Annotated in this window: 22 protein-coding genes; 10 read left to right on the top strand and 12 right to left on the bottom strand. The window is 58.6% G+C overall.

Going from position 1 to position 24,456, the window contains the following annotated elements:
- Positions 1 to 3: 3 nt before the first annotated feature.
- Genes QBK88_RS15250 through QBK88_RS15240 form a run of 3 tightly spaced genes read right to left on the bottom strand, consistent with a single transcriptional unit; the run spans position 4 to position 3,868 of the window.
- Positions 4 to 2,394: a xanthine dehydrogenase family protein molybdopterin-binding subunit gene (locus tag QBK88_RS15250; protein WP_277962662.1), complete on the bottom strand. Its 2,391-nt coding sequence runs from the start codon at positions 2,392 to 2,394 to the stop codon at positions 4 to 6.
- Entirely contained in the window at positions 2,391 to 3,383 is a 993-nt protein-coding gene (locus tag QBK88_RS15245) for an FAD binding domain-containing protein (protein ID WP_277962661.1), read from the bottom strand. The genes QBK88_RS15250 and QBK88_RS15245 overlap by 4 nt, the downstream gene beginning before the upstream one ends.
- Positions 3,380 to 3,868 (bottom strand): (2Fe-2S)-binding protein, encoded by a 489-nt coding sequence (locus QBK88_RS15240; RefSeq protein ID WP_277962660.1) that lies wholly within the window; start codon positions 3,866 to 3,868, stop codon positions 3,380 to 3,382. The genes QBK88_RS15245 and QBK88_RS15240 overlap by 4 nt, the downstream gene beginning before the upstream one ends.
- Positions 3,869 to 4,435: 567 nt before the next feature.
- Between QBK88_RS15240 and QBK88_RS15235 the strand changes: the two genes are divergently transcribed.
- From QBK88_RS15235 to QBK88_RS15215, 5 genes are all read left to right on the top strand, one after another.
- Positions 4,436 to 5,209, top strand: a complete 774-nt coding sequence (locus tag QBK88_RS15235) for an SDR family oxidoreductase (protein ID WP_277962659.1) — start codon at positions 4,436 to 4,438, stop codon at positions 5,207 to 5,209.
- Positions 5,210 to 5,540: 331 nt separating this feature from the next.
- Positions 5,541 to 6,635: an NADH:flavin oxidoreductase/NADH oxidase gene (locus QBK88_RS15230; RefSeq protein WP_277962658.1), complete on the top strand. Its 1,095-nt coding sequence runs from the start codon at positions 5,541 to 5,543 to the stop codon at positions 6,633 to 6,635.
- Between the two features lie 70 nt (positions 6,636 to 6,705).
- Complete coding sequence (locus QBK88_RS15225) at positions 6,706 to 7,689, top strand: aldo/keto reductase (RefSeq protein ID WP_277962657.1); 984 nt, start codon at positions 6,706 to 6,708, stop codon at positions 7,687 to 7,689.
- A 29-nt stretch (positions 7,690 to 7,718) separates the two neighbouring features.
- Positions 7,719 to 8,450: an SDR family oxidoreductase gene (locus QBK88_RS15220; protein ID WP_277962656.1), complete on the top strand. Its 732-nt coding sequence runs from the start codon at positions 7,719 to 7,721 to the stop codon at positions 8,448 to 8,450.
- Positions 8,451 to 8,525: 75 nt separating this feature from the next.
- Positions 8,526 to 9,299 carry an NAD(P)H-dependent oxidoreductase gene (locus QBK88_RS15215; RefSeq protein WP_277962655.1) on the top strand — a complete coding sequence of 258 codons (774 nt, stop codon included), beginning with the start codon at positions 8,526 to 8,528 and terminating at the stop codon, positions 9,297 to 9,299.
- Positions 9,300 to 9,542: 243 nt separating this feature from the next.
- On the opposite strand, the gene QBK88_RS15210 is transcribed toward QBK88_RS15215, so the two are convergent.
- On the bottom strand, positions 9,543 to 10,382 hold the full coding sequence (locus tag QBK88_RS15210) for an SDR family oxidoreductase (RefSeq protein WP_277962654.1): 840 nt from the start codon (positions 10,380 to 10,382) through the stop codon (positions 9,543 to 9,545).
- Positions 10,383 to 10,739: 357 nt separating this feature from the next.
- Between QBK88_RS15210 and QBK88_RS15205 the strand changes: the two genes are divergently transcribed.
- The 3 genes from QBK88_RS15205 to QBK88_RS15195 all read left to right on the top strand — a co-directional run bounded on the left by QBK88_RS15205 (position 10,740) and on the right by QBK88_RS15195 (position 13,024).
- Positions 10,740 to 11,477, top strand: a complete 738-nt coding sequence (locus QBK88_RS15205) for a YkgJ family cysteine cluster protein (protein WP_277962653.1) — start codon at positions 10,740 to 10,742, stop codon at positions 11,475 to 11,477.
- 110 nt (positions 11,478 to 11,587) lie between these two features.
- Positions 11,588 to 12,538 carry an NAD-dependent epimerase/dehydratase family protein gene (locus tag QBK88_RS15200; RefSeq protein WP_277962652.1) on the top strand — a complete coding sequence of 317 codons (951 nt, stop codon included), beginning with the start codon at positions 11,588 to 11,590 and terminating at the stop codon, positions 12,536 to 12,538.
- A gap of 63 nt (positions 12,539 to 12,601) precedes the next feature.
- The gene (locus QBK88_RS15195) at positions 12,602 to 13,024 is read left to right on the top strand and encodes a hypothetical protein (RefSeq protein WP_277962651.1); all 423 of its coding nucleotides are present in this window, start codon (positions 12,602 to 12,604) and stop codon (positions 13,022 to 13,024) included.
- Between the two features lie 290 nt (positions 13,025 to 13,314).
- On the opposite strand, the gene QBK88_RS15190 is transcribed toward QBK88_RS15195, so the two are convergent.
- Positions 13,315 to 13,572 (bottom strand): CsbD family protein, encoded by a 258-nt coding sequence (locus QBK88_RS15190; RefSeq protein ID WP_277962650.1) that lies wholly within the window; start codon positions 13,570 to 13,572, stop codon positions 13,315 to 13,317.
- Positions 13,573 to 13,681: 109 nt separating this feature from the next.
- Positions 13,682 to 15,181, bottom strand: a complete 1,500-nt coding sequence (locus QBK88_RS15185; protein ID WP_277962649.1) for a helix-turn-helix transcriptional regulator — start codon at positions 15,179 to 15,181, stop codon at positions 13,682 to 13,684.
- Positions 15,182 to 15,428: 247 nt separating this feature from the next.
- Between QBK88_RS15185 and QBK88_RS15180 the strand changes: the two genes are divergently transcribed.
- Complete coding sequence (locus QBK88_RS15180; RefSeq protein ID WP_277962648.1) at positions 15,429 to 16,418, top strand: hypothetical protein; 990 nt, start codon at positions 15,429 to 15,431, stop codon at positions 16,416 to 16,418.
- A gap of 448 nt (positions 16,419 to 16,866) precedes the next feature.
- Complete coding sequence (locus QBK88_RS15175; protein WP_277962647.1) at positions 16,867 to 18,900, top strand: ATP-binding protein; 2,034 nt, start codon at positions 16,867 to 16,869, stop codon at positions 18,898 to 18,900.
- A gap of 10 nt (positions 18,901 to 18,910) precedes the next feature.
- Here the strand turns inward: QBK88_RS15175 and QBK88_RS30895 are convergent, their stop codons facing one another.
- The 6 genes from QBK88_RS30895 to QBK88_RS15145 form a co-directional block, all read right to left on the bottom strand.
- Positions 18,911 to 19,228 carry a hypothetical protein gene (locus QBK88_RS30895; RefSeq protein ID WP_445764941.1) on the bottom strand — a complete coding sequence of 106 codons (318 nt, stop codon included), beginning with the start codon at positions 19,226 to 19,228 and terminating at the stop codon, positions 18,911 to 18,913.
- Between the two features lie 30 nt (positions 19,229 to 19,258).
- Entirely contained in the window at positions 19,259 to 20,683 is a 1,425-nt protein-coding gene (locus tag QBK88_RS15165) for an NAD(P)(+) transhydrogenase (Re/Si-specific) subunit beta (RefSeq protein WP_277962646.1), read from the bottom strand.
- A 15-nt stretch (positions 20,684 to 20,698) separates the two neighbouring features.
- On the bottom strand, positions 20,699 to 21,037 hold the full coding sequence (locus tag QBK88_RS15160) for an NAD(P) transhydrogenase subunit alpha (protein ID WP_277962645.1): 339 nt from the start codon (positions 21,035 to 21,037) through the stop codon (positions 20,699 to 20,701).
- Positions 21,034 to 22,179 carry an NAD(P) transhydrogenase subunit alpha gene (locus tag QBK88_RS15155; protein WP_277962644.1) on the bottom strand — a complete coding sequence of 382 codons (1,146 nt, stop codon included), beginning with the start codon at positions 22,177 to 22,179 and terminating at the stop codon, positions 21,034 to 21,036. The genes QBK88_RS15160 and QBK88_RS15155 overlap by 4 nt, the downstream gene beginning before the upstream one ends.
- Positions 22,180 to 22,220: 41 nt before the next feature.
- The gene (locus QBK88_RS15150; RefSeq protein WP_277962643.1) at positions 22,221 to 23,603 is read right to left on the bottom strand and encodes an NAD-dependent succinate-semialdehyde dehydrogenase; all 1,383 of its coding nucleotides are present in this window, start codon (positions 23,601 to 23,603) and stop codon (positions 22,221 to 22,223) included.
- 54 nt (positions 23,604 to 23,657) lie between these two features.
- Positions 23,658 to 24,456: zinc-binding dehydrogenase (locus tag QBK88_RS15145; RefSeq protein ID WP_277962642.1), on the bottom strand; the 799-nt coding region annotated here is incomplete at its 5' end.

Genomic DNA, 24,456 nt, shown 5'->3' with positions numbered 1-24,456 from the left:
TCTTCATGCGAGTAGCTTGTCCATGGTAATGGGAAGGTCGCGAATACGTTTTCCAGTCGCGTGGTAAACCGCGTTTCCAATCGCCGCGGCGACGCCCACGATACCGAGTTCACCCACTGCCTTGCCGCCCAATGCACTGGCCTGCGGATCGGGAACCCCCACGTTCAAAGTGAGGATCTCCGGTACGTCAGCGTTCACCGGCACGACATAGTCGGCAAGATTCGCGTTAACTACGCGCCCATCGCGCGGATCAATGTGTCCCTCTTCAAGCAGCGCTTGCCCCAACCCCATGATCATTCCGCCCATCCACTGGCTCTCGGCCAATTTTGGGTTATAGACCCGCCCGCTATCAAAGGCGGCGACCATGCGCTTGACCCTGACCGTGCCGAAATCCTCGTCCACCCGTACTTCAACGAAATGCACGCCCCAGCTGTGTGCCGAGACGCCACCGGTAGTTGCTGGCAGCATTTGACTGAACGCGTGCGCCGCTGCATCACGATCTGCTTCGGTCGCACCCGCCTTGAAAGTGTCGGTCGAGATTTCGAATCGCTCTTTTCCAACGGCTGCGAGCAGGTCGGCCAGGGCTATACCGTCACCCGGACGCTGAGGGGGTTTTATGCGGCCGTTCTTGAACACCAGATTGCCGATATCCATACCGTACAAAGGCGATTTAGGCTCGGTGGTCGCAACCCGCAGCAATTCATTACGCGCGAGCTTCGCAGCTTTGTACACCGCTCCTGTCAGGTTGTTTGCCAGTTGGGACCCCCCGGCGACCGGCGCTCGAGGCAATACGGTGTCCCCCAGAGAAACCTTGATGGAGCTCGTCGGTACATCCAGCACTTCTGCGGCGGCCTGGGCCAGGATGGTGTAGGTACCGGTCCCCAGATCCGTCCCGCCGCTCAGCACTTCAATCAGCCCGCTGCGATGAATCAAGATCTTCGCTTCACCAGGCGTGCGCCATACTGGGTAGGTGCCGGCAGCCATACCCCAGCCTATCAAATCCCGACCTTCGCGCATGGAGCGTGGTTTTGGATTACGCTTCGCCCAGCCGAATGCTGCGGCTCCCGCAGCGTACCCTTCACGCAGCCGGCGCGTTGTCCAAGGGATATTGGCCTTGGGATCGTGGGCCGCCCAATTGCGCAGTCGTAGCTCAATGGGATCGATATCGAGCTCGTACGCCAACTCATCCATTGCTGACTCAAGGGCATAGGTACTGATGTTTTCCCCGGGCGCTCTCATCCAGCCAGGGTTGACCGTATTCACAGGGACAATGCTATGGCGCGCGAGCATGGCCGGTGTGGCATACATGAGGGCAGTCACCGAAGTACTTGGTTCCAGATGCGTGTCGTCGATAGCGGTTTCGTTCCAGCCTGCGTGTACGACCGAAACCAGCCGTCCATCTCGTGTGGCACCCAAAGCAATCTGCTGGCTGGTTCTTGGGCGCCCACCATACCCGGTAAAGGTCTGTGGACGAGTCAACGAAACCTTCAACGGACGACCAAGCGCCTTCGAGGCAGCGCAAGCCATGGCGACATGCGGATGGGGCGCGATCTTGCACCCAAACCCGCCCCCAATGAACGGAGAGACCACGCGTACCTTGGTCATCTCCATGCCCATCCATTGCGAGATAACGCTTCGTGCGCCGCCGACCCATTGGCTGGATTCATACACCGTCAAGTCATCTCCAGCCCAATGGGCGATACAGGCATGGGGCTCCATAGGAACGTTGTATTCTCTCGGCGTGGTATACGTCGCCTGGACTTTGACAGGTGCAGCTGCCAGCCGCACCTCGGCATCGCCCCACTGCGCCTTTAGGTCATCAATAGGCTGATGCTTCGCGCCGGGGTCATTGGGGTTGATGATCGCTTTGGTCTGTTCGTAGGTCACTCGCATCAGGCTTGCCGCTTCAGTGGCTTGCTCGAATGTCTCGGCGACTACCAGGGCGATATGTTGCCCATTCCATTTCACCTGATCATCTTGCAAAGGCGTGAAGGCTTCTGTCGCCGCACCGCCTTTGATGAAAGGCGTAGCTGGCTGGATCGAGAGTGGATTGAGGTGCGTATAGACGGCAATGAAGCCCGGTGCTTTCTTTACCTGATCGATGTCGATATCGACGATACGCCCCGAAGGGACGGTCGACTGAACCGCGACGCCGTATACCAGGCCATCGATCACATGCTCGATGGCGTAGGTAGCATGGCCCGTGACTTTAAGCCCGCCGTCCTGGCGTGACGCGCGTTCACCCAGTGATCCATTGGGCTCTCGCGCCGACAACTGTGCCGCTTCGCCTGTCACAGGATTGAACGCCAACCCACCATAAGCGATGGCGGAGCCGGCAGCGGCTGTTTTCAACAGGCTGCGCCGATTGATCTTTGGATTGAAGATATCGTTCATACCAAACCTCCAGCGGCCATCAACGCCCGTGCGACGACTCGAGGGGCCAGCGTGATTTTGAAACGGTTATGCTCCAAACCTTGCGCTCCGTCGACGCAGAGCTCTGCGGCCGACCGGATGACCTTTTCGTTGAAGGGTTTGCCCCGCAATGCCTGCTCCACGGATCTGGCCCGCCAAGGTTTGGTCGCAACACCGCCCATGGCGACACGCACATCACGGATGGTATGGCCATCAGGCTCGAATTCGAGTCCAACTGCCGCACTGGCTGCAGCGAATTCATACGAGACCCGATCGCGCACCTTCAGGTAATGGGACTGTTTGAGCGCAGGCACCACTGGAACCTCCACGCCCACAATGATCTCACCGGGCGCTAGAGTGTGTTCGATATGCGGGGTGTCTCCCGGCAATCGATAAAAGTCATCCACGGGTATCGAGCGCTCAGTGTCTCCAAGCACCTTGACCTTGGCATCGAACGCGACAAGCGCTACCGCAAGGTCTCCGGGATAAACCGCCACACATGACTCGCTGGCACCGAGTATGGCGTGGTTACGATTGACTCCCTGCAAGGCGGCACATCCAGAACCAGGGCTACGTTTGTTGCAGTTGGGATAGGCCGCCGGATCGCGATAATAGGTGCATCGCGTGCGCTGCATCAGGTTTCCCCCAATGGAGGCCATGTTGCGCAACTGCGGCGACGCTGCGCGCCACAGCGCTTCGCTGACGACAGCTGCCTGTCGCTGGACGTGAGCATTTGCAGCGACGTGGCTCATCTTGGCCAAGGCGCCAATGTGAATCAGCTGGTCGTCGACAGTGGTGTCATTCAACCCACCCAGATGGCTGATGTCGATCAGACGCTCTGGGCGCTCTACCCCGCATTTCATGAGATCGAGCAACGTTGTTCCACCAGCGAGTATCCGGGTACCGGGCACGGCAGCATCCAGATGTGCACTACTGACGTCCCGGGCACGTACGTAATCAAAGGCTCTCATGCCTTGCCCTCTTGAAGACGGGCCGCAGCGGTGCGCACTGCGGTCACGATATGTGGATAGGCACCGCAGCGGCAGATATTGCCACTCATGTATTCGCGGATTGCCTCGTCAGATCCTGTATGACCTTCACGGATACAGGCAACAGCCGACATGATTTGCCCAGGGGTACAGTACCCGCACTGGAACGCATCGAATTCGACGAAAGCTGCTTGCACTGCATGCAAGGTGCCATCTGCGTTGGCCAACCCCTCGATGGTTGTGATATCACGCCCCTCAACCTGGGCCGCTAGCGTCAAACAGCTCAATACACGCTCGCCACTGACATGCACCGTACAAGCCCCGCACTGCCCGTGGTCACAGCCCTTCTTGGTGCCGGGCAATATGGCATGCTCACGCAGTGCGTCGAGCAGCGTAGTTCTGGCGTCGAGCTCAAATACACGCTTATCGCCATTGATGGTGAGCCGGAGCTTGTTACGGTTGGCCATGGGGCTTACCTCGTTAGTGTTGACAAGCAGCCTTATCAATATGCAGCTGTGTCGGTAAGTTGAAGTATGCAATGCGCGCCCCGCCAGGAATTGCCTGATCGGGGCTGTTTATTGCCCAATCTGACGGCGGTATCACGGGCGGCGCGGTCGTAACAGGATGCGACGGGCTCCAGGGGTGCTTGAAATGACGGCGAGGCCTACGTCGCCATTAACCCGAGCCGGACCAAAGTTTGGTCCAGACTCGACAACCCCGAGTCGAATCGACAAGGGTAAAGCGATCGCCCAACACTGCGCACGGAAATCACAGTTTCAATATGAACGAGCGGATGCCAAAAGCGTGTTGTTGCCTGATCGGAGTGAGCGCCTTCCCCCGCGGGCATACGCAGAATAGCCATTGTGCACTACCTCTCCATACGCGCGGGACATCTGACGCTCTGCGAAAGTCTGACCTCCGTAATAGCCCGATAACTCCTCACAATAGGCAATCCTTTCGATGGAATGGGCAAGTATGGAGGAGGCATATGCTGCAGCCTTATATGACGGACTCGCAAAGGGAGGGCATGAACAATGAAGCAACTTCTCAGCGGCAAAACTGCCATTATCAATGGCGCATCCAGTGGCATTGGGGAAACAACCGCCGAACTCCTGGCTTCCGAAGGTGCGAATGTAGTACTTACTGCTCGGCGCGAAGAGAAGCTGAGGGAGATCGTCACGAGAATTACTGACAAGGGCGGCAAAGCTATTTATGTTGTTGCGGACTCTACGCTGCCCGAAAGCCCTTCCCATGTTTTTCAGGAAGCCATCAGTGCATTCGGGCAAGTAGATATCCTGGTCAACAACGCGGGCTTCGGCGATATGTCCTCCATTGAGGAAACCACCGATGAGCACTTCGAAAAAGTTATCCAGATAAATTATTTCAGTGTATTCAGGTTTTGCCGCGAGGCCATTCAGCATTTCATGCCGCGCAATGAGGGGGTTATTGTCAACGTCAGCTCTATCAATGGCTCACTTCCAGTTTGCGGTGTGGCCTACACGTCTACAAAAGGAGCCGTGAACATACTGACCAAAAACGTCGCACTTCGATTCACTGGCACCCGCATCCGCTGCAACGCTGTTGCGCCGGGCGTAACGGATACGCCAATGGCGGCAGAGTGGGCCGCCGGCAAGTTGCCTGGCGGCGACACGATGCTGAAATACTCCAATACCTACTCCAATACAGAGCTTCCACCTACCGCCCCTATTGATCAAGCAAACACTATCTTGTTCCTTGCCTCAGACATGAGTCGCGCTATCACAGGCCAGGTCATAGTGGTCGATAACGGCGCCTATATGGGAGCTTGAGCCACGCCTTCAAGCGCTGACTGCTGCCATCTACTGGGTTGGGTTGCTATCTGCGGCAGGAGCGATAGCCCTGCCAAGTCAGCGCAGGCCACTAATTCGAGCAAGGAACTTTCGATCGGCTGCGTGGTATGCATGGCACCTGACCACACTCAAACTGCCCTACAGGCCATGCTTTACAAGGGTTATGGCGGTTCAGACGGGTTGTCGGAGACGCGATGACATCTCGCCCCTCTCGATACGAAACCTCGTTTTAGGCAATAAAACCGACGGATCTGGCAAATACGGCCTGTGTGTTCTCGCTAATTTCGGATATCACTTTCAGGAGCTTTATATGCCTTCGCTTTTCGATCCGTTTGCCATCAAAGGCGTTACGCTGCGCAATCGAATAGTGGCTTCCCCCATGTGCCAGTACCAAGCCCAGGACGGCATCCTCAACGAGTGGCATCATGCTCATTACGCAACGTTGGCCCGCGGCGGTGTAGGTCTAGTGGTCGTGGAAGCGACTGCTGTCGCTCCCGAAGGCCGAATCACCCCGGGTGATGCCGGTCTTTGGCGTGATGAACAGGTGCCCGGTTTCGCTGCAGTGGCCGAGTCCATCAAAGCTGCTGGCGCCGTACCTGGTATCCAGATCGGACACGCTGGCCGCAAGGCTGGGTGCGCTCCTCCTTGGCTGGGTGGCGCGCCGCTGGAGCCAACCGACCCTCTCGCCTGGGAGCCAATTGGCCCTAGCGCCCTCCCTTATCTGCCAGGCTCTACGTACATTCCTCGTGAAATGGCTGTGAATGAAATCCGCGAGGCACAGCAGGATTTCGTCGATGCCGCTAGCCGCGCACGAGCGGCCGGCTATGAATGGCTGGAGCTACATTTCGCGCATGGGTTCCTGGGGCAGAGCTATTTTTCCAAACAATCCAACGCGCGCAATGACCAATACGGTGGCTCGGTTGAAAACCGCGCTCGATTCATCCTCGAAACGATAAGAGCAGTTCGGCAGGTGTGGCCTGACCAGTTTCCGTTGACGATGCGCCTCGGCGTCATCGAGTTCGGCGAAGGTGCCGAGCAGTCGTTCGCCGAATCCCTGGAACTGATTCGCTGGGCGAAAGAAGCCGGCCTCGACCTGGTGGACGTTGGCCTTGCAGGCACGACGGCAGGCGAACAGGTTCCATGGGGGCGTAACTTCATGGTGCCCTATGCCGAAGCTGTTCGACAGGAAAGCGGGCTTCCCGTAGCCACCAGCTGGATGATCACTGACCCCAAAGAGGCGGATGCATTTATCCGCGAGGGCCAGCTGGATCTGGTCTTCTTCGCGCGCACGCTCCTCGCCAATCCTCATTGGGTCTATCTAGCCGCCCGCGAACTGGGCGTCGATTCACCCGAATCGACCCTCCCTACCCCCTACGCCTACTGGTTGCGCAATTGGTCTGTCTGACCTGGGCCGCGGGCACTGTGCGCGGCTGCCTGCTGGACCGATACCGAACCACCACTATGGAGATTTCCAAATGAAACAGCGTGAACTTGGTAACAGCGGTCTCAACGTATCGGAGCTTGGCTTCGGTTGTATGGGATTGAACGGTGGATATGGTGCGCCAACCGAAGACAAGGCTGCCATTGCCGTGATCCGTGCCGCCTATGAGGCAGGGGTCACGTTTTTTGATACTGCAGAAGTTTACGGACTGCGGGCAAATGAAACGCTGGTAGGTAAAGCCCTGGCACCGTTCAGAGACAAAGTGACAATCGCCACGAAGTTCGGGTTTGACCTGGATAATTACCCAGACCTCAATAGCCGCCCCGAGCACATCAAGAAAGTTGTCGAACAATGCCTGACACGTCTGCGAACCGATGTGATCGATCTGTTTTACCAGCATCGCGTGGATGCTAATACGCCGATTGAAGAAACAGTTGGTGCGCTCAAAGACCTCATCGACGAAGGCAAGATCAAGCATTACGGCCTCTCCGAAGCAAACGTTGCAACGCTTCGGCGCGCGCACGCTGTGCATCCGGTCACAGCGCTGCAAAGTGAATACTCTCTCTGGACACGTGATCGTGAAGCAGACGTCATCCCTGTCTGTGAGGAACTGGGTATTGGATTCGTCCCATGGAGCCCCGTTGGCATGGGCTATTTGGCCGGCAAAATAACGCCATCCGCGACCTTCGACAGTTCTAATGATCTGCGCTCCGAGTTTCCTCGCTTTACGCCTGAGGCCATACGCGCCAATCAACCGTTTCTGGATGTCCTCAACGGCATGGCCGCGCGCAAGGGCGCTACAGCAGTTCAAATCGCCCTGGCGTGGTTGATGGCCCAGAAACCCTGGATTGTGCCCATCCCGGGTACAACCAGGATCGCGCATTTACAGGAAAACCTTGGCGCATCGAATGTAACGCTCGACACGGATGACCTAAAGGTTATTCAGGCCGCCCTTGCCACGCTCAAGGTTGTAGGCGCTCGCATGTCGGAAAAATACCTCGCCAGTTGCGAAGACTGATCTCGATTGACTTACTAGGAGTCTTGAAAATGCAGATGCAAAATCTGAGTGGAAAAATCGCAGTCGTCACCGGTGCTTCAAGCGGCATTGGTGCGGCGGCTGCACGGCTGCTGGTTGACGAGGGCGTTACCGTAGTGTTGGCGGCGCGCCGCAAAGACAGAATCCAGGCGCTTGCCGACGAGCTCGGAGAGCTGGCTTTGGCCGTCGAGGCCGACGTGGCTGACCCTCAAAGCGTCGCAGCGCTGTTCAAACTGGTGCATGATCAGTTTGGCGGCCTGGATCTGCTTTTCAACAACGCCGGGGTCGGAATCAATGGCGTTTTTGCCGATAGCAGCCCTGAGGGATGGCGTACCCAGATAGATGCCAACTTTTACGGCGTACTGAACTGCACTCACGCAGCGATCCCATTGATGCAGGGGCGCGAGGGCGCAATGATTTCGACCGTTTCAAGTGTTGGCGGCCGGAACGGAGCACCGGGTTGGGCCGTGTACTGCGCAACAAAGTTCGCGGTTATTGGTTTCCATGACTCGTTGCGCAAGGAGCTGGGTGATCAAGGTATTCGTGTTTCCCTGATCGAACCAGGCGCGACCTGGACAGAATGGGGTGGTACCGGCGAAAACGACCCTGCCGCTCAGCACCGTGCTCAGGTTGACGCACTTCACTCCGTCGATATCGCCCAAGGGCTGGTGTACAGCTTCGCGCAGCCGCCACGAGTGCTCGTCGGGGAGCTCGTTATCCGGCCGGTACGGCAAATGGACTGAGTCGTCCCCATGGGTATTGTTGATGGGGCACTTGATGCCCCATTTCTACGAAAATCTCCAACGCAGGATCGCTACATGGCCAAGACCTTTGACCCTACCGTTCATCCAGGTACTGCTGGACAGCTTGATCGACGGGGTTTTATCAAAACCGGTGTTGGAATCACTGCTGCGATGGTGATTCCATCCTTCGTCAACGCAACGGCCATTGCGGCTGTCACAGTGGCGCCATCGGCGATTTCGAACGAGGGTAAAAGCGGCAAGCGAGCGCTCGTGATCAATGCGCATCAGACTCATCATGGCATTAGCGAGGGACGCCTGAATCGTACAATGGCAGCATTGATTGCCGACGAGATGAAAAAACACGGCTACACGGTACGACAAACCTATATTGAGTCCGGTTATGACGTGAGTGAAGAAGTCGAGAAGCATCTATGGGCGGATGTCATCGTGACGCAATCCCCTATCTTTTGGTTCGGTAACCCGTGGTTGTACAAAAAATACGTCGACGAAGTGTTCACGGCCGGACTGATTCAGCAAAGTTTTCTCGGCGGAGATGGACGATCCATGGATGATCCCTCGCGCCAATATGGCTCAGGTGGAAAAATGCAAGGCAAGCGCTACCTGCTCTCGCTGACCATGAACTCGCCACGCGAAGCTTTTGATGACCCCAAGCAAAAGCTGCATCAGGGCCGATCGGTGGATGAGGTGTTTGCAGCGAATACCGCAAATTACCGATTCTGCGGTGCTGAGGTTTTGCCAATTTTTGCGTGCTACGACGTGATCAGTGCTCCCACAGTCGAGCAGGATATAAAGCGACTGAAAGACCGCATTGGTGATGAGTTCGGATAAGCGATGCCTCTCCATCCATTGGCCGTGCGACCCAAGGAATGGTTCAAAGTGAGATATGGGCGCTGAACCCGCGTGGCGTGGTATCGCGAAGTAGTGAGCGATGGGGAGAACCAGGTTCCCCCCCCCCACGCAGATCGTTCTTGATTGCTGTCGAGGCGCACGCAGCAGATCCAAGACAATCAGCAAACGATCTCAGTTGACGAGTCAAGTCATCATCAGGCGCGGTGCAACCTGCCGCTTGACTTACTCGTCATGAGCCAACGAAGACGAAAGTTCGCGGTGGGCGTTTGCCTGTTCTGACAGCAGCTTCGCCTTGTTCTCGAAAGCCTGGACGGCGTCTGCACCGCCGGCAAAACGAGCGGGTGGGGTATCGCTACCTGCCAGTTGAACGACTGCTACCGCGAGCTTGGCAGGATCTCCGCCTTGTTTGCCGCTCATTCCGCTCCACGCGCTTACAGTAGCGCGAGTCATTTCCGCATAGTCCTCAATCGCTGGTTCGGCGAAGGTAGTGGAGTTGGTAGTCAGCAAGTCCGTGCGGAAGAAGCCAGGCTCAACCAGCATCGTTTTGATGCCAAACTGCTCGACCTCAGACGCCAAGGACTCCATCCAACCTTCAACACCAAACTTACCCGCGGCGTAGGCACTGCAGAACGTTCCGCCGACTACACCGGCCGTTGAAGATACTGTGACAACCAGGCCAGAACGCTGCTTGCGCATGACTGGAAGCACGGCCCGGGTCACATTTACCGGGCCAAACAACAGTGTTTCGATCTGGCTGCGGAAATGTTCAGGAGTCAGCTCTTCGAAAAAACCAGCGTAGAAGTCACCAGCGTTGTTGATAAGGACATCGACTCGGCCAAATTTGGCAACCGTAGCAGCGACAGCTGCTTCAGCATCTTCTGGGCGGGTAATGTCGAGCTTAACGGTCAACAGGCCAGCACTTGCCCCTACCGCAGCTTCCACTTTTTGCGGGTCGCGTCCGGTAGCCACCACGGTATGACCGGCGGCCAGAGCAGCCTTTGCCAGTTGGACACCAAGACCGCGACTCGCACCAGTGATCAGCCAAACCTTCTTATCCGCCATGACATCTTCCTCGTAATTTGAAATTAATTCGTCTTGCCGGAGCGCTGATAACCACGTCCTCGGCATGGAGGTCATTCTCCTCATCTACGGGATAGGCAGGTTGCTGAGTCCGGGCGAAAGATTGCCTAAAACGACGAATCTCGTGGTTTCTGCCAAGCCGGGGAAGACATGCCTCCGAAGGTGAACAAGATGATTCCTGAGCAAAGATTCATTTTCATTGGAACAGGCAAGCATCCGCCCGGATCCAGCAACCAGTCGCATGCTGCGGTCGACATAATCGCTACAAGCTACGCCATGTAGGGCTCTATCAGGGCCGGCGGTGGGCCGTACACTCGTATTAAGTGATCGGATTGAATAATGGCTATACGATTTGCCTGTAATGGCTGCGGCGTTTGCTGCAAAGGACGTTTGATTCCCTTGACTCTCGAAGAGTCTAGACAATGGCTTCGACGTGGACACGATGTCGCCGTGATTCTCGAGGCATTCGATGACTCAGCGTGGGAAAGCCAACCTGCAAAGTTTGCCTACAATGACCGGCGCTCAGCAGTGGTTGTGAGCGATGCGTCCAAGCTGAAAGTCATCTCTATCTTTGCGGCCAATGCCCTCACCCAGTGCCCTAACCTGGACGACCAAGATCAATGTGGCATCTACGAGAAGCGCCCCCTGGTGTGCCGGATTTACCCTATGGAAATTTCTCCATTCATAGCCTTGAAGCCCGAGCAGAAGGCCTGCCCGCCCCAGGTATGGGAATCAGGGGATGTCATCTACACCGACCGCGTCGTTGATCAGGTGTTGGCTGACAACATCGACCAGTCGCGAGAGGCGGACAAGCGGGATGCGCAGGACAAGGTCGCCATCTGCGAATCGATGGGCATGACGGTCGCCGCGTGGAAGGACAACGCCTTGGCGGTTTATTTGCCAGACCGTGCCAAAATGATGGAAGCCATTGAGCGATACGACTCTGGTTTCAAAGGCCCCACTCCACCAACGTGGGCCGTATGCGCTGAAAATCCGACGCTGCGTCAATCACTTCTCGATAAAGGTGTGGGGGTAGCTGACATCGACAGTGGTGACTACATTTTTCACCGGCTTTGACAGCGCAGAACCCCCCATGGATAGGGGAACGGTGATATTGGCAAAAGCCGCCAGACAATCAGAAATCCTGCGCACTGCAGCAGAGCACGCAGCTTGAGAGGAAAGTGCACATGTCCCGAGTCATCGTCGTCGGCGGTAGTGGACACATCGGAACCTACCTCGTTCCTGCTTTGGTTGAGCTAGGTCATGAGGTGATCAACGTCAGTCGAGGAAAAGCCAAGGCCTACAGCGAGCATTCCGCCTGGGCTGCCGTCCAGCAAATTACTGCTGATCGCTCGGCAGAGAATCAGGTGGACACCTTCGGCCAACGCATTGCAGCATTGCGACCAGATATCGTCATCGACCTGATTTCGTTCGACCTCGACAGTACGCGAAAGCTGGTGGAACCGCTACGTGGGAAAATCGAACACTTCGTTCATTGCAGCACGATATGGGTGTACGGTCACAACGTGGCCGTACCGACGTGTGAGGACGACCCGCTCAATCCATTCGGAGCGTATGGCATCAACAAAGCCGAAATGGAGGGCTGGCTTCTCCAGGAAGCACATCGGGCTGGGTTTCCGGCGACTGTCTTCCGCCCCGGACATATCGTAGGGCCCGGGTGGGCTCCCATCAGCCCCCATGGCAACGCTAATACAGCGGTATTTGCCCAGATGGCGCGAGGCGAAGAAATCACGCTCCCGAACTTCGGTCTTGAAACGCTTCATCACGTTCACGGCTATGATGTCGCGCAACTGATCTTGCTCGCTCTTGCCAACAAGGCAGCATCGGCAGGGGAAGCGTTCAACGCGGTATCCGCTCAAGCTTTAAACCTGCGGGGATATGCGGAATCCATGTTTCGCTGGTTCGGTAAAGAACCAAAAATCCGCTATCTTCCGTTTGAAGAATGGAAGGCTGCTTACCCACCCGAAGACGCCCAACTTTCCTGGGAGCACGTTGTACGAAGCTCGTGCCTGTCCATGGATAAAGCGCGCACGAGGCTAGGCTACCATCCTCGCTACAGCAGCCTTGAGGCTATACAAGAGTCTGTAGGCTCATTGATCGAAGCGGGCACTCTTTAATTAGCCTTTTTCTTCTCAATAGGCAATCTTCTCTTCGAATTTGGCAACCTGAGGCGCTTGGTTATGGGGAGAATCGATCGCCATCACCATCACGTTGTAACCCCGGCAAAGCGCTGGATGCTGAATAGGATTGTTGCCAGTACTATTTTTTCATATATCGGTGCCTACCAAATGTGGGATATACCCGAGACCTGGGAATTGACATCAATGGAATACTCCCAGATAGATCAGCGTGCCTTTTCTCGGCCTGCATTACGTGGGCCCAGCGGCTTAGCGATGCTTGGCTCAATTACAGCATGGAGCCTGACCGCGCTCTACTCGCACTTTGTAAACGGCGATCTTTTTTTGCTGATCATTCCGATCATATGCTCGGGCGCAACGGCTGTGATGTACCTCATGACTCCCAAGGGAAATGTACCAGGAATGATTGGTGCCACGTCGATAACGTTCGTGAATTTGCCCTTGCTATACGGCTACCCCATCTAGATCATTGGCTGGACAGTCACGATCGCGGCTTAGACAATGTCTGGAGATCCATGATTTACTTTGGCTCCTGCTTGGAAAAACCATGCCAGATTTAACCCATTGATGGCAGACATCGGGTAGTCCGAACAAAACCGAGTATTTCGGACTTTCCACCTGAAGCAAGTTCGCTGCTTTGCACCTGGTTGGTTGGGCGGTTTGTTGATCGGATGCTCCGGCTGATGGTGCTTGGCGCAATGGTGCAGCGCCGCGTCCAGCCGCTGCCCCGATTCCGGCGCACATCGATCAGGTTGTCAGTCACGCCCCCGCACCAACAGCCACCCCGCCAGCAACGTCAGCCCCGCGAACACCGCCAGTGTGGTACGTGGGCGGCGCTGCGTGAAGGCCGACACCTCGGCCAGCAGGTCGCCGTAGTGCTGTTGAAGCTCCCCCGCCGACTGCCGCGCCTTGCCTTCCACTTGCAGCCGCTCATTGCCGGTCAGGTCGCCGAGGATGTCCTGGGCTTTGCCTGCCGCCTGTTCCAATGCACCTTTGACCTGTTCGGGTTTCATGGCTACCTCCGGGTGATGCCGACCACTGTGCCGGCTTTACCCCAGATTACGAACCCGCGAACCACCCTGACAGGTGATTTCGCATCAGTGCCCCTGGTGCATTTGCACCCTATTCCTTGCGTTTGGCCTTGGCCTGGCCCGCGAACAGGTGACGTTCCCGGGCCCAGACAATGGCCTCGCTTCGGCTGTGCACGTCGAGCTTGGAATACACCGTGGCCACATGGTTGCGCACCGTGTTGAGGGCCAGGTTGAGCCGTGCGGCTATTTCCTTGTCGGCCAACCCCTCGCAGATCAGGCCCAGCACATCTCGCTCACGCGCGGTAAGGTCGGTGAAGGAGGCCGACGGGAGCTGCCGGCCATTGACGCTTTTGGCATTGGCCAGCTTTTCGATCAGGGTCTGGCTGAACCAGGAAGCGTCCTGCATCACCGTTTCAATGGCTTCCACCAACTCCAGCTCCGACCGCTTGCGCTCGGTGATGTCCATCAGCACCAGCAGGTAGCACGCTGCGTCCTGGAGGCTGACGGTATCGGCCGCCAGCACACAGTCGAGGGTCTCATCACCCTTTTTGCGCAGCTTCACGTCCAGCCCGTCGATACGCCCGCTCTTCTCCAGCACATCAAACAGGGTACCCGCCATCCCTGCGCCCTCGATGAAGTCCAACTCGGCCACGGTGCGGCCGATCAACTCCTGGGCGGTGTAGCCCAGGGTGGCAAGAAAGGCTTCGTTGACGTCCACCACCTGCTGGCGATCGGCGCTGCATACCAGGGTGGGCACCGGGGTGAGCCGAAAGGCCTTGGCGAAGCGCTCCTCGCTCTGGCGCAAGGCGGTTTCGGCCTTGCGCCGGGGTTCCAGGTCAGTGAACGAGAACAGCATGCAGTCCTCTTCGTTCATGTCCAGCGGCTGCCCTGCCACGATCACCAGTTTGGTCCCGCCGCCCGGCAGCTTCAGTTCGGCCTGCATTTGCGGAATGGTCGCGCCCTGGGTCAAGCGCTCGATGGCCAGGTCCTTGCGCTCGGCATTCTCCAGCACGTCCACCTCGTACACCGAGCGCCCGATCACCTGCTCGCGCGAATGCCCGGTCATCTCCAGAAAGCCCTGGTTGACCTTGATGAAACGCAGGTCGCTGAGGCGGCAGATCACGGCGGGGGCCGGGTTGGCGTTGAAGGTCTTTTCAAAGCGCTGCTCGGCACTGGCCCACTCGGTGGCATCGGCGATGATCAACACCAGCGACTCCGGCGTGCCCTTGCTGTCTTCCAGCACCATGCTGCGCACCCGGTGCACACGGCTGCGCTGTTCTGGATCGTCGGCCGGTGCGACCTCCACGATCACATCACTGAACACATCGCCCGCCGCCACCCGGGCGATCGGGTATTGCTCCACCTCCAGCGGATGATTATTGCGATAACGCAAGGCGAAGCGCGCGCGGTACTCATCGCCGTTGGCGCCCAGGTCGGCGATGGCCTCGACCCCGTGCATCTGCAGGGCCGCCTCGTTGGCCCAGATGATGGTCTGGTCGGTTTCGATCAGCATCACCCCATCCGACAGCCCGGAGATGATCTGCTGCAACTGGCGGCGGTTGGTTTCTCTGGCAAGCACGGCCTCACTCATCTTCATCTCCTGTTCCTGTGGCGTGGACATCGGACCCACAGCCCGCAGCTTAGTGCAGTACCCGCACACGGCGGTCGGTGCGAATGCACCAGAGGCACCGGTGCAAATGCGCCAATACACCCCGTACCTGGCCTCGGCACACTGGTACTCACGTCGAAATCGACGATGAAGGCAGCCCCGCTGCCCGCCAACCGGCCGGTGCCACTGGCGCATCGGCCGAACGCACTTACTGCCCGAGGATCGATTCATGAGCACAACCTATGTAGACACAGCTGCTACCACGGCCTCTCCGTTCCGGGTGTCCTGGAGTTCGGTTTTTGCCGGTGGTGCCATTGCCCTGGTCACTTACCTGGTGCTGAGCGTGCTGGGCACTGCCATCGGCGCCGGTGCGGTCGACCCGATGGCCCAGGGCAACCCCCTGCGCGGTTTCGGTACTGGCGCCGGCGTGTGGTTGTTTGTCAGCACCCTGATTTCGGTGGCGGCCGGCGCCTGGGTGGCCGGGCGCACCGCGCCAGACCGCGGTGGCCTGCATGGCCTGCTGAGCTGGACCATCACCACCCTGCTGACCACCTGGCTGTTGGCGTCCCTGGCCGGTAGCCTGGTGGGGACCGCCGGCACCATCGCGGGCAAGGGCCTGTCGCTGGCCGCCGATGGCGTCGCCGCTGCCGCGCCTGGCGTGGGCCAGAGCATCAAGCAGCAGCTGGACAAGAACGGCATCAGCCTGGACTGGGACAGCCTCAAGGCCCAAATGGACACCACCCTGAAGCAGTCGGGCAAGGCCGAGCTGGACCCCTCCATGCTTGAGCAGAAAACCGACCAGGCCGGTAACGACGCCAAGCAGGCGGCTACCCAGGCGTCTACTGATCCTGCCCAGGCAGGCGACCAACTGAAGCAGTGGTTCGACCGCGTCCAGAAGGCCGGTGAGCCAGCACTGAACGCCGCCGACAAGGAAGCGCTGGTCAATATCGTCGCCGCGCGCACCGGCAAGAGTCACGAACAGGCGCAGCAGATCGTCGACAACTACGCCCAGGCCTACGAACAGGCGGTTGCCAAGGTGCAGGCGCTCAAGCAGCAGGCCGAGCAGCAAGCCCGCGAAGCCGCTGACGCGGCGGCCAGGAACCTGTCCAAGGCTGCCTGGGGCACCTTGCTCATGCTGTTGATCGGCGGTGCCTTGAGCATCGGTGTCGGACGCTTCGCCTTGTCTTCGCGCCCACGGGTGGTCATCGCCGCCGTCTGAAACCGCAGGTGATACCTCTCATCGGCTGTCAGCGCGCAAAGTAGCCACACAGCTCACACGCCCTGACAGTCGATGATTCACGGCAGCGTTGCCGGAAAAACGGGCACGGAAAAAGACTTGTCATTGCAACGGAACCACCCAACCAGGAGTGTGGTCGGAGCCCTGCATTACCGAGATTCGGCTAGCCAGAAACAGCGAACCAGCGCGGATCTCGGTGCACTCCCACCCAGCCATACTTCAGCATTGGGCGCCGTAGATGAACGTTCCTCCAAGCAGCAACGCAATGGATCGACCTGACGATCCTGGGGCCGCGACGAGCGAGTGCGCCGGTGAACTCGGCGCTTTGATCGAAGCGTTTGATTGGTCCAGTACCGCGCTAGGGCCATTATCGGAATGGCCCCCCAGCTTGAGAACGCTCACAAGGACGGTTGTACAGTCCAGAGTCCCGATGGCCTTGCTCTGGGGCCGCGCGGGAACCATGATCTATAACGATGCCTACTCCGTGATCGCCGGGAACAAGCACCCCCAGGTATTGGGCATGAACGTCGTCGACGCGTGGCCGGAGGCCGCTGAATTCAATGCCAACGTCATGGAGAAAGTATTGCAGGGACAGCGCCTGTCTTACGTTGACCGCGGGTTTGAACTCAATCGCACTGGCGCCCCCGAACAAGTCTGGCTGAACCTCGACTACTCTCCCATCCCAGACGAAGACGGCACCCCCTTGGGTGTACTGGCCGTCGTGGTCGAAACCACCGAACGGTTTCGTGCCCAATGCGCTTTGCAGGAAAACGAAAGGCAGTTGCGCTTTCTTGACAGTTTGGCCGCGCACACCATCCAGCTCAGTGGGGCCGATGCGATCCTGGCGACAACGACCCGCCTGCTCGGCGAGTACCTGGATGTTGCGATCTGCGCTTATGCCGACGTTGAGCCAGATGCTGACCACTTCACTATCCGAGGCGACTGGTGCATACCCGGTGTGCCGAGCCTCGTTGGGCACTACAGTTTGTCGACGTTCGGCAGTCTGGTTGAAAAACAACTGCATACCGGTCTTCCCCTCGTCCTCGGTGACGTCCACGAGCAACTGGCGCCCGATGACGCGCAGATGTTTTTGCAACTGGGCGTAGCGTCAAGCATCTGCATGCCTCTGATCAAGGACGGTAAGCTGACGGCAATGATGGCGGTCCACGGCAACACACCTCGAGCCTGGAAGACCAACGAAATAAGCTTGCTCCGGGAGGTGACGGAGCGTTCCTGGGCGCATATCGAACGCGTGCGCGCAGCAGAGCAAGTACGAAAAACCGAGCTGCGGTTTGTAGAGCGACTTGAAGAGCAGGTCGCACAGCGAACCGCGCAGTTGATGCAAAGCGAGGCGAACATTCGTGCCATTTTCGACACGTCACATTTGTATCAATGGATGACCTGCCCAGAAGGGAAGGTCATCTACGCGAATGCGACTGCGCTGGCGGGCGCCGGCACTACGCTGGCCGAGACAGAAGGCCAACTATTCTGGGATAGCGCCTGGTTTGAGCGCTCGGCTGGCGCGAGCGAGACGGTGAAAACCGCAATGGCTAACGTCGCTGCCGGGGCAACGGAAAGCTTCAGTCTTTCTGTTGAAGAGCACCGCGGCACTCGGGTTTTTGATTTCTCCATACGCCCCATGCTTGATCAGTCCGGTAGCGTCATCGGCATGGTCCCGGAGGCATTGGACAAGACCGATCGACTCAAGGCTGAACAAGCGCTGCATCAGTCACAGAAGATGGAAGCGATTGGTAAATTGACGGGAGGGATCGCGCACGACTTCAATAACTTGCTTACCGTCGTGCAAAGCAGCCTGGATTTGCTCAGCCGACGCGTACCTGAAGATCCACGCGTTTCCCGGTTGATTGATACCGCGAAGGAAGCGGCAAGTCGAGGCGCGTCGCTGACCTCCCGGATGCTCTCCTTTGCCCGCATTCAGGAGTTACAAAGACAACCCAGTGATGTCGAGCCACTGCTGTTGGAAATCGGCGATTTTCTGAGGTCGTCCCTGGGGTCGATGATTATCCTGGATGTGCAGGTTGCTCCCGCCTTACCTCGAATCGAGACCGACCGACATCAGCTCGAATCAGCACTACTGAACCTGGCGGTCAACGCGCGCGATGCAATGAAGGATGAAGGGCTGCTGACTATCACTGCGCAAGCACGAACCCTTGCCGCTCCAGAGGGCAACATCAAGCCGGGTGATTACGTTTGCCTGTCGGTAGTCGACCAGGGGGAAGGTATGGATGCGCCTACCCTCAAGCGCGCGCTGGACCCTTTCTTCACCACAAAGGCAGTCGGGAAAGGAACAGGGCTGGGACTGTCCATGGCGTACGGTTTTGCCGAGCAGTCTGGTGGTGGGCTCAGATTGCACAGTGTGCCAGGCCGAGGCACAACGGTAGAACTCTGGCTTCCCGCGGTCGGCCAGCCCAATTCGGTGGTGGCGAACACGACCACACACTGAAGGGTTCCAGCTAACCACGCAGCTTCAACTCATGAATGGTTTCACGGAAGTCATTTTCCGGGTGGAGCCTGATGAGCCCCAGCTTTTTTGCCAAGTGCTGCATGGCGTGATTATCAGTGAGATCCAGTGACATCATGGCCACAAAATGATTGCGCCGAGAAGTGAACGACAAGGTATTGATAAACTCGAACTCGCGCACACGGTCCTCGGCATGCGACGGCCGTATCAATACGTGTGTTCCGTTGTTCAACGCGTGAATCCAATGTTCGTCCGGCGTCTGCGCACCGATTTCTGACAATATCGCTTCGACTTCGTGATCAATAGACATGACGCGAACCTCGCTGGATAGGGCACTGCATTAACTGGCGGCTGACATTCCCAGCCCCCTGACCGCTTCGATCATGGCGATGAGTTCGGCTTGGGCGTCCCCGTAAACCATGTTGCAGTTGTCGGCATAGAACAGGGGGTTGACTATGCCGGCATAGCCCCTGCCCTCCCCGCGCTTGACCACATAGACCTGCTTTGCCTGGTCGACGTTGAGGATCGGCATGCCGTAGATGGGACTGGATTTATCGGTCCGGGCAGCGGGGTTGACGACGTCGTTGGCACCGATCACCAGGACAATATCGGTGTGGGCGAAATCGTCGTTGATGTCCTCCAACTGCACGATCCAGTCGTAAGGCACGCCTGCCTCGGCCAGCAACACGTCCATCTGCCCCGGCATGCGTCCCGCCACGGGGTGCACGGCAAACCGTACCTGGACCCCGGCCGACATCAACAACTTGACGAACTCGTAGAGCTTCTGCTGGCCCTGGGCGACCGCCAGACCATACCCCGGAACGATGATCACGCTGGCGGCGTAGCGCATGGCGGTGCCCGCATCACTGGCCGCGGTGGGCTTGAGCTCACCCTTGATGTGACCGGGTTTGGGCTTGTGCCCATCGCCGAAACGGGTAAAAAGCACGTTGGCAACCGAGCGGTTCATCGCCCTGGCCATCAGCAGTGTGAGCAGGATACCCGCCGCACCGACCAGCATGCCGGCAATCATCAGCGCAGGCATTTGCAAAACAAAGCCTTCCAGGCCCACAGCCAACCCCGTGAAGGCGTTGTAGATGGAAATCACCACAGGCATGTCGGCGCCACCAATGGGCAACGTCATCAACACGCCAAATAGCAGCGCACAGCCCACGAACAGCCAGATCCAGGCAGGGGCTATGGCATCACCCAGCAGCAGGTAAGCTCCCACGCCCAGCAGTAACAGCATCATGGCCACATTACCCCATTGCTGGCCGTGGAATCGCCAGGGGGCCTTGAGTACTCCGGCCAGTTTTGCCCAGGCAATCAGCGATCCGGATAGCGATACCGCACCGATGAGCGCGCCCAGCAGCGTCATCATAAGCACGGTCGGGCCCATGCTGCGATGCGCTAGCAGTTCAATGGCAGCGATCGCGCCTGCCGCGCCGCCACCCATGCCGTTGTAGAGCGCGACCATCTGCGGCATTGAGGTCATGGCGATTTTCTTGCCCGCCCACCATGACACACCACCGCCCATGGCCAAGGCGATCATGGCCAGCCCTGCGTTACCGAACACATAGGGCCGGGCCGCATCACTGACCTCGAACAGCACCAGGAAACTGACCAGCACGGCGGCCAACATGCCCCAGCCGGCCACCGTGATCCCTGCCGACGCGGTGAGCGGCGACGCCATGCGCCATAACCCGTAAATCAGCAGAAAAGCGGCAGCCAGGTCAACGACGCCGATCACCGTGGATGTCATCATCATGAACATGACCGTGCCTCAGGTTTTTTTCGACTTCAGGGTCGTGCGAAGGGGCCGGGTACGCGCCGGCGGATGTCTGCTGGGCTGGAACATGGCAAGCATTCGTCCTGTCACGGCATAACCGCCCGCGGCATTGCCGGCACCGAGCAACACCGCGACAAATCCGATGACCTGTTCCAGTGAGTTGCTGGCGTTGAGTAACGCTACCAAGGCGCCTACCACGACGATGCCATGGACAAAATTGGACCCGGACATCAACGGCGTGTGCAGAATCGCGGGGACGCGCCCGATGATCACCCATCCCACGAACGCGGCCAGCATGAACAGGTACACAGCAAGCAGTGGGCTGATGTTCATGACGTACGGCTCCTGGTTGTTGCGCCACGCTGGCCGTGGGGCATGTCATCACCTAGCACGCCAGCATGGGTCAGCACCGTCTTGGCGAGCACCTCGTCATCCCAGTCCAGGGTCACCACGTTGTCCTTCATCATCAGGGCCAGCAGGCTGTATTGGTTGCGAGCGTAGAGTTCACTGGCATCCTGCGCCAATAGCGAAGCGACATTGAGCGGCGCCATGATCGTGACACCGGCGACTGAAGTGGTATGCCCCGGTATCGTGTCTTCGCAGTTGCCTCCGCCCTCGGCAGCCAGATCGACCACGACCGCGCCCGCTTTCATGCCGACCAGTTGCACATGGGTAATCAACGTGGGTGACGGGTGCCCCGGAATGGCCGCCGTGGTGATGATCAGATCCGCATCATGGATGTGCTGCGTCAGCGCCTGCGCCACCTCTGCCGCTTCCTGGGCGCTCAGGGCACGGGCATAGCCGCCTGTGCCACTGGCATCGACACCCGTGTCGACAAAGGCGGCGCCCAGTGACAGCGCCTGCTCCCGTGTCTCAGGCCTCACGTCATAACCCTCCACCAGCGCGCCCAGACGGTGCCCGGTCGCAATCGCTTCCAGCCCGGCCACACCCAGCCCCAGCACCAGCACCCTGGCCGGGCCAATGGTGCCGGCTGCGGTGGTCAACTTGGGCAACGTACGGCCCAGTTGAGTCGAGCCCAACAGCACCGCGTAATAGCCCGCCAAGGCCGCCTGACTCGACAGTGCATCCATGGCCTGCGCCCGACTGATGCGCGGTATGCGCTCCATGGCGAAGCAGGTGATGTGCCGCTCCAGCAACAAGTGCACCAGCGACGGCTGTTTTTCGGCGTAGATGAATGACACCAGGATCGCGCCTTTTTTCATCCTGCCGATCACCTGAGCACTGGGTGGCTGCACGGCGAGTACCACGTCCGCATCACTGACCAAGTGCTGGCAGTCCTCGATCATCGCCACATTCGGGTAGGCGTCATCGGGCCAGTGGCAGGCAACTCCTGCCCCAGACTGCATATGCAAGCGAGCACCCAGTTTAATCAGCTTGGCGGTGAGGGACGGAACCAGGGCCACACGGTGTTCGTGGGGCCTGGTTTCCTTCAAGACGGCGACGTTGACGTACATGCTTGGCTCCGCGCCCACTGGGCGTTGGGTGAGTAACGCCTTCAGGCCGGTGCTTGCGCGCTGGCATAACGCACCAGCTTCTTGTTGACGAATGCCTGGATACCCATATCGCCCAGCTCTCTGCCGTACCCTGAATTCTTGATGCCACCGAAGGGCAGTTCTGCATCCGACCAACTGATGTTGTTGATGAACATCATGCCTGTCTCGATGCGGCTGGCGACCCTGCGCCCGCGCTCGATATCGCGGGTGAACACCGACCCACCGAGGCCGAAGTCGGAGTCGTTCGCGAGGGCAATGGCCGCCTCTTCGTCCTTGACCGGAAAGAACAAGGCCACCGGGCCAAAAAACTCATCTCGGAACGCGGGGTTATCAGGGCTGATGTCGGTCAGGATGGTGGGTTGCATGAAGGCGCCGGCACGAGGGACACGCTGGCCACCCATCACCACCCGCGCCCCGCTGGCGACGGCAGCGTCCACTTGCTCCAGCACCTGCAACAAGGCTGACTCGGTGGACAAGGGCCCAAGCGTGGTCTGCGGATTCAACGGGTCTCCTGGTGCCAGTGCCGCGAAAGCTGCCTGGAGCCTTTCCAGGAACGAGGCGGCAAGCGTCTCGACCACGATAAAGCGTTTGGCGGCGCAACAGGTTTGACCACCGTTGTACATGCGGCCCCACACTGCCCAGCGAACGGTCAGGTCCAGGTCGGCGTCTTCAAGCACAATGAAGGCATCGCTGCCCCCCAGCTCCATGGATGAAGGTTTGAGGTTCTGCCCGGCACGGGCTGCGATACTGCGTCCGGCGGCGACACTGCCGGTCAGGGCCACGCCTTTGACCCGTGGGTCATCCACCACCCGATCAGACTGTTCGTGGGAGATCAGCAAGTTGGTGTACAGGCCCCTCGGCGCCCCGGAGTCCAGCAGCATTTGCTCGAAGGCCATGGCACATTGCGGCACACAGCCGGCGTGCTTGATCACCAGCACATTGCCCGCCATCAAATGGGGGCCCGCCACACGCGCCAGTTGGTAATACGGAAAATTCCACGGTTCGATGCCGAAGATCACACCGATCGGGCTGCTTTCCATGTGTGCATCGCCAATGCTGGGATGCAGCACCTGAGGGCCGAGAAAGGCAGCGGCATGTTGCGCGTAGTAAGCCAGGATATCGGCACTGAACATCACCTCGCCACGCGCTTCATTGATACGCTTTCCCATCTCCAGGGTCATGATGTGGGCAAGCTCCTCGACTCGCTCGCGCATCAACACCGCCGCACGGCCCAGGATGATTGCGCGTTCTGCATAGCTTTTCTGCTTCCAGGACAGGTAGCAGGCCTGTGCGTCGGCCAACTTTTGTTCCAGTTGAGCATCACTGATATCGGCAAAGGACTGGCTAAGCTTGCCGTCGTAGGGGTTGACGCTGTTGTAGCTCATGATGATTGACCTGTTGTGGATCGACATGGCGCAGGTGCCAGGCACCTGCGTCAATCAGACCTGGATGATGACTTTGAGCGCCTTGGTGTCCGCCGCGTGGGCAAAGGTTTCGTAGGCGCCCAGGATGTCGTCGAGGGCGAAGTGGTGAGTGATCAGTTGCAATGGATCGATCTTGCCGGCCGTCAAGGTGTCCAGCAGCATCGGTGTGCTCACCGCGTCCACCAGCCGCGTGGTGATGGTGATGTTGCGGTCCCATAGAGCCTCCAGGTGCAAGGTGGAGGACGTGCCGTGTACCCCGATGTTGGCGATGGTGCCGCCGGGGGCTACCAGCTGTTGGCATAGCTCGAACGTGGCGGGCAACCCGACAGCCTCGATAACCGTGTCGGCCCCCCGCCGTTGGGTCAGCGCCATCACGGCCTCCATGGCCTGGCCATTAGCGCTGTTGATCACCGCCGTGGCACCAAAACGCGTCGCCACGCCAAGGCGGTTATCATCCAGGTCGATCATGATCAACTGCGCAGGGGAATAGAATTGGGCGGTGAGCAAGGCGGCCAACCCGATGGGGCCACAGCCCACAATCGCCACCGACTGGCCGGGCTGCACCTTGCCATTGAGCACACCGCATTCAAATCCGGTGGGCAAAATATCGCTGAGCATGACCAGGGCTTCTTCGTCCGCCCCCTCGGGCAAGCGATACAAGCTGTTTTCGGCATGGGGAATTCGCACGAACTCGGCCTGGGTACCGTCAATGGTGTTACCCAGGATCCAACCACCGGTGGTGCAATGGGAGTACATGAGCTTGCGGCAATACAGGCATTTGCCACAGGCGCTGATGCAGGAAACAAGCACATGG

This window comes from Pseudomonas sp. RIT-To-2 (genome assembly GCF_029623465.1).
GTDB lineage: Bacteria > Pseudomonadota > Gammaproteobacteria > Pseudomonadales > Pseudomonadaceae > Aquipseudomonas > Aquipseudomonas silvicola.
Note: the sequence above shows the minus strand (reverse complement) of the source record. Positions and strands in the feature narration are given on the sequence as shown.

What these genes read in the sequence shown, in the direction of transcription:
- QBK88_RS15250 (WP_277962662.1), bottom strand. Translation starts at nt 2,394, where the DNA reads ATGAACGATATCTTCAATCCAAAGATCAATCGGCGCAGCCTGTTGAAA.
- QBK88_RS15245 (WP_277962661.1), bottom strand. Translation starts at nt 3,383, where the DNA reads ATGAGAGCCTTTGATTACGTACGTGCCCGGGACGTCAGTAGTGCACAT.
- QBK88_RS15240 (WP_277962660.1), bottom strand. Translation starts at nt 3,868, where the DNA reads ATGGCCAACCGTAACAAGCTCCGGCTCACCATCAATGGCGATAAGCGT.
- QBK88_RS15235 (WP_277962659.1), top strand. Translation starts at nt 4,436, where the DNA reads ATGAAGCAACTTCTCAGCGGCAAAACTGCCATTATCAATGGCGCATCC.
- QBK88_RS15230 (WP_277962658.1), top strand. Translation starts at nt 5,541, where the DNA reads ATGCCTTCGCTTTTCGATCCGTTTGCCATCAAAGGCGTTACGCTGCGC.
- QBK88_RS15225 (WP_277962657.1), top strand. Translation starts at nt 6,706, where the DNA reads ATGAAACAGCGTGAACTTGGTAACAGCGGTCTCAACGTATCGGAGCTT.
- QBK88_RS15220 (WP_277962656.1), top strand. Translation starts at nt 7,719, where the DNA reads ATGCAGATGCAAAATCTGAGTGGAAAAATCGCAGTCGTCACCGGTGCT.
- QBK88_RS15215 (WP_277962655.1), top strand. Translation starts at nt 8,526, where the DNA reads ATGGCCAAGACCTTTGACCCTACCGTTCATCCAGGTACTGCTGGACAG.
- QBK88_RS15210 (WP_277962654.1), bottom strand. Translation starts at nt 10,382, where the DNA reads ATGGCGGATAAGAAGGTTTGGCTGATCACTGGTGCGAGTCGCGGTCTT.
- QBK88_RS15205 (WP_277962653.1), top strand. Translation starts at nt 10,740, where the DNA reads ATGGCTATACGATTTGCCTGTAATGGCTGCGGCGTTTGCTGCAAAGGA.
- QBK88_RS15200 (WP_277962652.1), top strand. Translation starts at nt 11,588, where the DNA reads ATGTCCCGAGTCATCGTCGTCGGCGGTAGTGGACACATCGGAACCTAC.
- QBK88_RS15195 (WP_277962651.1), top strand. Translation starts at nt 12,602, where the DNA reads ATGGGGAGAATCGATCGCCATCACCATCACGTTGTAACCCCGGCAAAG.
- QBK88_RS15190 (WP_277962650.1), bottom strand. Translation starts at nt 13,572, where the DNA reads ATGAAACCCGAACAGGTCAAAGGTGCATTGGAACAGGCGGCAGGCAAA.
- QBK88_RS15185 (WP_277962649.1), bottom strand. Translation starts at nt 15,181, where the DNA reads ATGAGTGAGGCCGTGCTTGCCAGAGAAACCAACCGCCGCCAGTTGCAG.
- QBK88_RS15180 (WP_277962648.1), top strand. Translation starts at nt 15,429, where the DNA reads ATGAGCACAACCTATGTAGACACAGCTGCTACCACGGCCTCTCCGTTC.
- QBK88_RS15175 (WP_277962647.1), top strand. Translation starts at nt 16,867, where the DNA reads ATGGCCTTGCTCTGGGGCCGCGCGGGAACCATGATCTATAACGATGCC.
- QBK88_RS30895 (WP_445764941.1), bottom strand. Translation starts at nt 19,228, where the DNA reads ATGTCTATTGATCACGAAGTCGAAGCGATATTGTCAGAAATCGGTGCG.
- QBK88_RS15165 (WP_277962646.1), bottom strand. Translation starts at nt 20,683, where the DNA reads ATGATGATGACATCCACGGTGATCGGCGTCGTTGACCTGGCTGCCGCT.
- QBK88_RS15160 (WP_277962645.1), bottom strand. Translation starts at nt 21,037, where the DNA reads ATGAACATCAGCCCACTGCTTGCTGTGTACCTGTTCATGCTGGCCGCG.
- QBK88_RS15155 (WP_277962644.1), bottom strand. Translation starts at nt 22,179, where the DNA reads ATGTACGTCAACGTCGCCGTCTTGAAGGAAACCAGGCCCCACGAACAC.
- QBK88_RS15150 (WP_277962643.1), bottom strand. Translation starts at nt 23,603, where the DNA reads ATGAGCTACAACAGCGTCAACCCCTACGACGGCAAGCTTAGCCAGTCC.